Raw genomic sequence first — 6,326 nt, 5'->3', positions numbered from 1 at the left:
TGTTCTCCGTCAAGTGACCAAATTTTTAAGTCATGGATATATTCAACTCTATCAACACTCCGGAGTTCATCTAACACTTGTTTGTATAAGTTTTTCTCTGGAACACCTTGCAAAAATAATTTTAAGGTTGCTAATAAGTTTCGAATTACATTAAACAATATAAAAAGCGTAAAGCCAATCGAAAGTAGGGGGTCTAAAATTGGCCAGTCGACAAATTGCATTACTATGGCAATAATTAATACAGCAACCCAGCCTAAAACGTCCTCCAATAAATGCCAGTTCAACACTCTCTCGTTTAGGGTATTTCCTCCCTGGAGTTTATACACAGCAAAGCCGTTTACAGCGACACCTAGAATCGCAAGTAATATCATGCCTTCTGTATTTGGAACGACCGGGTCTAATACTCGAGGAATGGCTTCTGATAATACCCAGATTGAGCCAAGGATAAGTACGGCTCCGTTAATAAATGCCCCTAACAGGCTGAGTCGCTTGTACCCATATGTGAAATTTTCATCGGCCTCTCTCTCTCCTAACTTATTGAGACACCAGGCGCTTCCAATAGAAATTGAATCGCCGAGATCATGAACAGCATCTGCCATTATAGCAGTGCTGTTCGTTAGCCAGCCGCCAATAAATTCAATAATTGTGAAGCTGAAATTTAATAGAAAAGCCCACCCAATTTTGTTTGAGCTATTCGAATGATTATGAGTCATAGAGGCTCCGGTGCGCCCGGAACATACCGGGCGTAAAATTTGATTAAGAGTTGCGTTTGTTATGTGCGAGCTGATAAAGCGCAGGTAATATAAACAGTGTCAGTAAAGTTGACGATATAATTCCCCCAATGACTACAGTGGCGAGCGGTCTTTGTACTTCAGCACCTGTTCCTGTATTAAGTGCCATGGGAACAAAGCCTAAGCTGGCCACTAACGCAGTCATCAAAACAGGTCGAAGCCGGATTATGGCCCCTCGAATTACTGAAGTATAAATATCACCATTTTCCTGCCAGAGTTGTCTGATGAATGCGACCATCACTAGTCCATTCAAAACCGCGACCCCGGACAAAGCGATAAAGCCTACTCCCGCAGAAATTGAAAGAGGCATATCTCTAATCCAGAGTGCCAGTACTCCTCCAGTCAAGGCTAGTGGTACACCAGTGAAAATTATCAATGCGTCTTTAACAGACCCAAACGCCATAATGAGTATGCCAACTATCAACGCAAGCGTAACCGGAACGACTAAAGTCAGCCGTTTGCTGGCGGATTCCAGTTGTTCAAAGGTACCACCAAACTCTAACCAATATCCTTCCTTCATTTTTAAATCGGATTTAAGTCTTTTTTGTAAATCAACGACAAATCCTCCTAGGTCGGTTCCTCGTACGTTAGTCGTTACGACAACTCTGCGCTTTCCATTCTCTCGGCTGATCTGTGCAGGCGCCGGCTTTAACTCGAGAGTGGCTACCTCTTCAAGTGGTACAAAACTATTACCAACAGGAACAGGTAGGCTCTCTAATTTGTCAATATTCGTACGCAATTCTTCAGATAATCTGATTACAAGCTTAAACCGGCGATCGCCTTCATAGATTATGCCTGTTTCCTTGCCTCCTATGCTTGTTGAAACGAGTGCTTGAATGTCTGCTACGTTTAGGCCATACCTTGCGAGGGCTTCTCGCTTTGGTAATATAGACAGCATAGGAAGACCAGCAACTTGCTCAACTCGAGTGTCTGCGGCACCTTGAATCGACTTAGCAATCTCAGCTACCTCATTTGCAGTCACCAACAATTGATCTAAATCATCACCGAAAACTTTGACTGCAACATCAGCCCTTACGCCGGAAATCAATTCATTGAATCTCATTTGAATTGGTTGGGTAAATTCATAATTATTACCAGGCATTTTTGAGGCGACTGATTCAATTTCAGCCACTAAATCCGTTTTAGATTTAGCTGGATCAGGCCACTCTGATCGAGGTTTAAGTATTATAAAACTATCGGCTACATTAGGAGGCATCGGGTCTGTAGCGACTTCCGGTGTACCTATTTTCGCAAAGACTACCCCTACCTCTGGAATTTCCAACAGCGCATCTTCAAGTTGTTCTTGCATTTGAATTGATTGGTTTAGACCGGTACCCGTTATTCGTAAAGCCTGTAAAGCAACATCACCTTCATCCAGTTGAGGAATAAATTCAGAACCAAGCGTTGTTGCCAGCCATCCACAGAAGATTACAAGCGTTAATGCAGCCCCGAGAGCAGCTGCTTTAAATTTAAGAATTGCTCTAAGTGCTGGTTCGTAAGCCAGTTTCACCCAACGTATTAAAAAACTCTCCTTTTCACTGATTTTTCCCCCCATGAAAATTGCGATCGCTGCAGGCACTACCGTCAGTGACAAAATCATTGCCGCAATAAGAGCGATAACAACAGTTATTGCCATGGGATGAAACATCTTTCCCTCTACGCCTGTTAAAGTAAAAATAGGCAGATAAACAGCGGTTATGATCCCGACTCCAAATAAGCTGGGCCTGATTACTTCAATCGTTGCTATTTTCACTTCTTCTAGACGTTCCTTGAGTTGAAGAAGTCTGCCGTGATGCTGTTGCGCTTCAGATAAGCGCCTAATACAGTTTTCAACAATGATGACAGCGCCATCGACAATCAGACCAAAATCTAAAGCCCCCAAACTCATCAGATTTGCCGAAACACCTCTCTGGACCATTCCAGTGATTGTCATCATCATAGCAATAGGTATGATCGCAGCCGTAATAAGAGCCGCTCGAATATTGCCTAGTAGTAAAAATAATATGACAATTACGAGTAATGCTCCTTCCAGCAGGTTCTTCTGCACAGTGTTTATCGCTTTGTCGACCAGTGTAGTTCGATCATAGGCGGGTTCAGTAACTACCCAGCTTGGTAACGATCTTTGAATTTCAGTTAATTTACTGGCAGTTAAAGCTGCAACTTCCCTTGAGTTTTCTCCCAGCAACATCATGACCGTTCCCATCACTGTCTCTTTACCATTTCTTGTAGCGGCACCGGTCCTCAGCTGCTTACCCAAGCCTACAGTTCCAATATCTTTTATTAGAACAGGAACAGATCCTTTTTTTCCTACTACGACATTTTCGATATCCTTTATCCCTGTCAATTGACCTGGAGAGCGAACAAGAAGTTGCTCGCCATTTTTCTCAATATAGCCTGCTCCAGCATTATCATTGTTTAAATATAGTGCTTCAGAAATGTCTTTAAGCGAGACTCCCATCTCCAGCATTTTTACAGGGTCGGGATTGACGTGATATTGCTTGTCATAACCTCCAATAGTGTTTACTTCTACTACTCCCGGAACCTGGGCTAACTGTGGTCGAATGATCCAATCTTGTACCTCTCTTAAAGCCATAGGTGTGACCGGCGAGCCATCGGGTAACGTTGCTCCATCTTTCCCTTCCAGTGTATATACGAAAATTTCGCCAAGCCCTGTTGCGATTGGCCCCATTTCTGGCTCAAGGCCATCAGGTAAAACACTTTTAAGGTTAGCAAGTCTTTCGTCGATTAAATTTCGGGCAAAAAAGATATCCGTTCCTTCTTCGAAAATAACTGTAATCTGTGAAAGACCATACCTCGATATAGAACGTGTATAGGATAAGTTAGGCAAGCCATATAGTGCTGTTTCGACAGGAAATGTTATTCGTTGTTCAGCTTCTAATGGTGAGTACCCCGGAGCTTTGGTGTTAATCTGAACCTGTACATTTGTAATATCTGGTACAGCATCAATAGGTAATCGCTGGTAGCTCCAAACGCCGATCCCAATTAAGATTAGTGCAAGAACAAGAAACAAAAAGCGTCTTTCTACTGAAAGACGAATAATATTATCAATCATTTATCGTCTCCAGGATTAGTGAGCGTGAGAGGCACCGGATTTTTCAAGATCCGCTTTTATCAGAAAGCTATTTTTTGATACGTAAATTTGACCAGCGATTAAGCCACGCTTTACTTCAGTGAAGTTGTCATCTTTTATACCCAGCTCGACAGGGACAGCTTGAAACGTGTTACCATCGTTTAAAAATACAACTGAGTTACCATCCATTGATTGGATAGCTTCATTCTCAACGCGAAGCGAAACATCGACTTTCTGAGCATCAACTACACCTGTAACCATATCGCCGGGGGAGAATTCTCCTTCGGTATTAGTGATTTCAACAATTGCGATCTGATAAGGTTCAAGTGAACCTGACGGAATGAGAAATTTGACCTTTGCATCTTGCTGTCGGGAACCTTTTTTTATGTGGATATAAGAGCCCTGCTTTATTGTATCCCGCTTGGATGGAAATACTTTCAATTCTGCCCAAAGCGTTTCAGCGTCGACTATTTTATAAAGCGTTTCACTGGTAACCAACTGCCCAACATTAACATTTCGACTTACTACCGTACCCGAAATTGGCGCTTTCACGATGTAGGTTTGTAAGCTGTCATTTGATTGAATTTTTGCAATTACATCGCCAGCCTTCACGCTGTCACCAACATCCGAAGCGAGAGTTTCTACAACTCCCGAGAACCGCGCATTAACTTCAGCCTTGTTCTTGGGTGGAATTACAAGAGTACCCAACAATTCGATATGTCTTTCAATGGTCCCACTCTGAACTTCGGAGGTTGCTAATTGAAACTTTTCAGTTAATGCTCTTGAGATCTGTGTTCTTCCCTCGAAGTTTTCCCACTCCCAGGAATACTTTCGTCTTTTGTCAGTCAGATAAATAGTAGCCCTAAAAGAATGAGGTTCAGACAGAGCTTTTATTGACCGCAAAACCCCCTCTGAAGTTTGAAACTCAAATTTTTCTGAGCTTGAACCTAACTTCTGTAGCTCTATAGAAAAGGAATCAGGGATAAATGGCTTCCCATCTTCAAAAGTCGAGGCAATAATTACAGAGCCCTCGGGGCTTTCATCGATACTTACTTCTATTTTGATGTTACCTTTCTGGAATATATTTTGGTTGTCATTTGAATTGGTGACATCTTCACTTGCGGTCGCGATAGATGTCACAGTGCCGATAAGAAATAAAAATAAAATTTGCTTTAGCATAATTAATCCTGGAGATTGAAAGTGAATGATTTCAGAGATTGCCCTGTCCATTGTTCGATAAGTGCTTCATTGAGCAGGGTGGCTTCGCGATAGTTGATGAGACTCCGTTGAGATTGGAGAAGTGCATCACGTGAAGCAAACCATTCTTGATAAGTGTAAATTCCCTTTTGATAGCCCTCCTTGGTCAGCTCCAATGCTCTTTCCAAATCAGGCATTACTTCTTTTTCCAGGTGCAATGCTGCCTGTGAACTAAAATTTATGCTTTTCGTTGCTTTAAATAGAATCGCTTTTACATCGAGATACTTGGTGTCTCGCTCTAATAACTCCGCCTCCTTACTAGCAATTGCAGATTTGACTGCACCCGAATTCCTCTTCTCAGCAAATAGTGGAATTGAGGCACCAAAAACTAACGATGTATCTTGAGCTCCTTGATTCCTTCTAACACCAACAGACCAAGATAGGTCTGCGGTATTATCAGACTTAGCCAACTGAATTTCAGCGTCCTTCAGGTCAAGTGACTTAATTAGTAAATCCGCATTCGATGATGATAAGAATTGGTTAAAAAGTGTTTCGTAGGAATAATTTGTAGCGGGTGAATTTAAAGAACCAGTAAGCGTGATATCTTCATAATTGCCCTGCCAGAATAGTGTGAGAGATTGCAGGGCTATCTCTTCATTCACCTTTGCTGTCGCAAGTTCTAATTTCGCTTGATTTAAAGCCGATTTAGCTCTGAACAATTCAGCATCATTCGTTGCACCACTTTTTATTCTATTAGTGATTACAGTAAGAGCGTCTTCAGCTAAGCTCACACTTCGCTCAGCTATTTGCAGACGCTCCTGTTGTGCCAGAACGCGAATATACTGCTGAGTGAGCCCACCAAGTAGTGAGAGAGACATTGAATACTGCTCTGAATCTAAAAGGGCAGCTCTGGCATCCACAACCTGTGTTCTTGCACTCTTCTTACCACCAAGTTCATACACTGAAGATAGAGAGATGGTTGCTTCTGCTGCTTGAACTCCCGAAGTCGAACTCGTGCCCATCACATTTTCTAGATTAGCACCTACGGTGTAAGCTGGAGAAAGCAAAGCTTGTTGGCGATCTCCCTCAAGAGCTCTAGTAAGAGGTCTGAATTTCAATAATGTTGGATGACGACTGAGAGTTAGTTGAACAGCATCGTCTAAAGTTACTTGTTCTGCCAATGCATTGGCTTGAGATAGCATCAATGCACTAGTCAATATTCCGGCGCGCGTAAATTTGCGCACAGG

At 42.4% G+C, this 6,326-nt stretch carries 4 protein-coding genes; all 4 read right to left on the bottom strand.

Annotation, left to right across the window (positions count from 1 at the left end; genetic code table 11):
• On the bottom strand, nt 1-713 hold a 713-nt coding region (locus GTH32_RS18695), incomplete at its 3' end, for a cation diffusion facilitator family transporter (protein WP_163088646.1).
• 43 nt (nt 714-756) lie between these two features.
• Complete coding sequence (locus tag GTH32_RS18690; protein ID WP_123323871.1) at nt 757-3,864, bottom strand: efflux RND transporter permease subunit; 3,108 nt, start codon at nt 3,862-3,864, stop codon at nt 757-759.
• 15 nt (nt 3,865-3,879) lie between these two features.
• A complete protein-coding gene (locus tag GTH32_RS18685; protein WP_012516885.1) occupies nt 3,880-5,061 on the bottom strand; it encodes an efflux RND transporter periplasmic adaptor subunit in 1,182 nt (393 codons plus the stop codon).
• A 2-nt stretch (nt 5,062-5,063) separates the two neighbouring features.
• The coding region (locus GTH32_RS18680; protein ID WP_163088644.1) for a TolC family protein at nt 5,064-6,326 on the bottom strand (1,263 nt) is incomplete at its 5' end.

Origin of the sequence: Alteromonas profundi (assembly GCF_010500865.1) — a bacterium.
Classification (GTDB): Bacteria; Pseudomonadota; Gammaproteobacteria; order Enterobacterales; family Alteromonadaceae; genus Alteromonas; species Alteromonas profundi.
This window is presented reverse-complemented; position numbering and strand designations above follow the sequence as displayed.

Excerpts from the sequence above, each read along its gene's own strand:
- GTH32_RS18690 (WP_123323871.1), bottom strand. The coding sequence starts at position 3,864 with ATGATTGATAATATTATTCGTCTTTCAGTAGAAAGACGCTTTTTGTTT.
- GTH32_RS18685 (WP_012516885.1), bottom strand. The coding sequence starts at position 5,061 with ATGCTAAAGCAAATTTTATTTTTATTTCTTATCGGCACTGTGACATCT.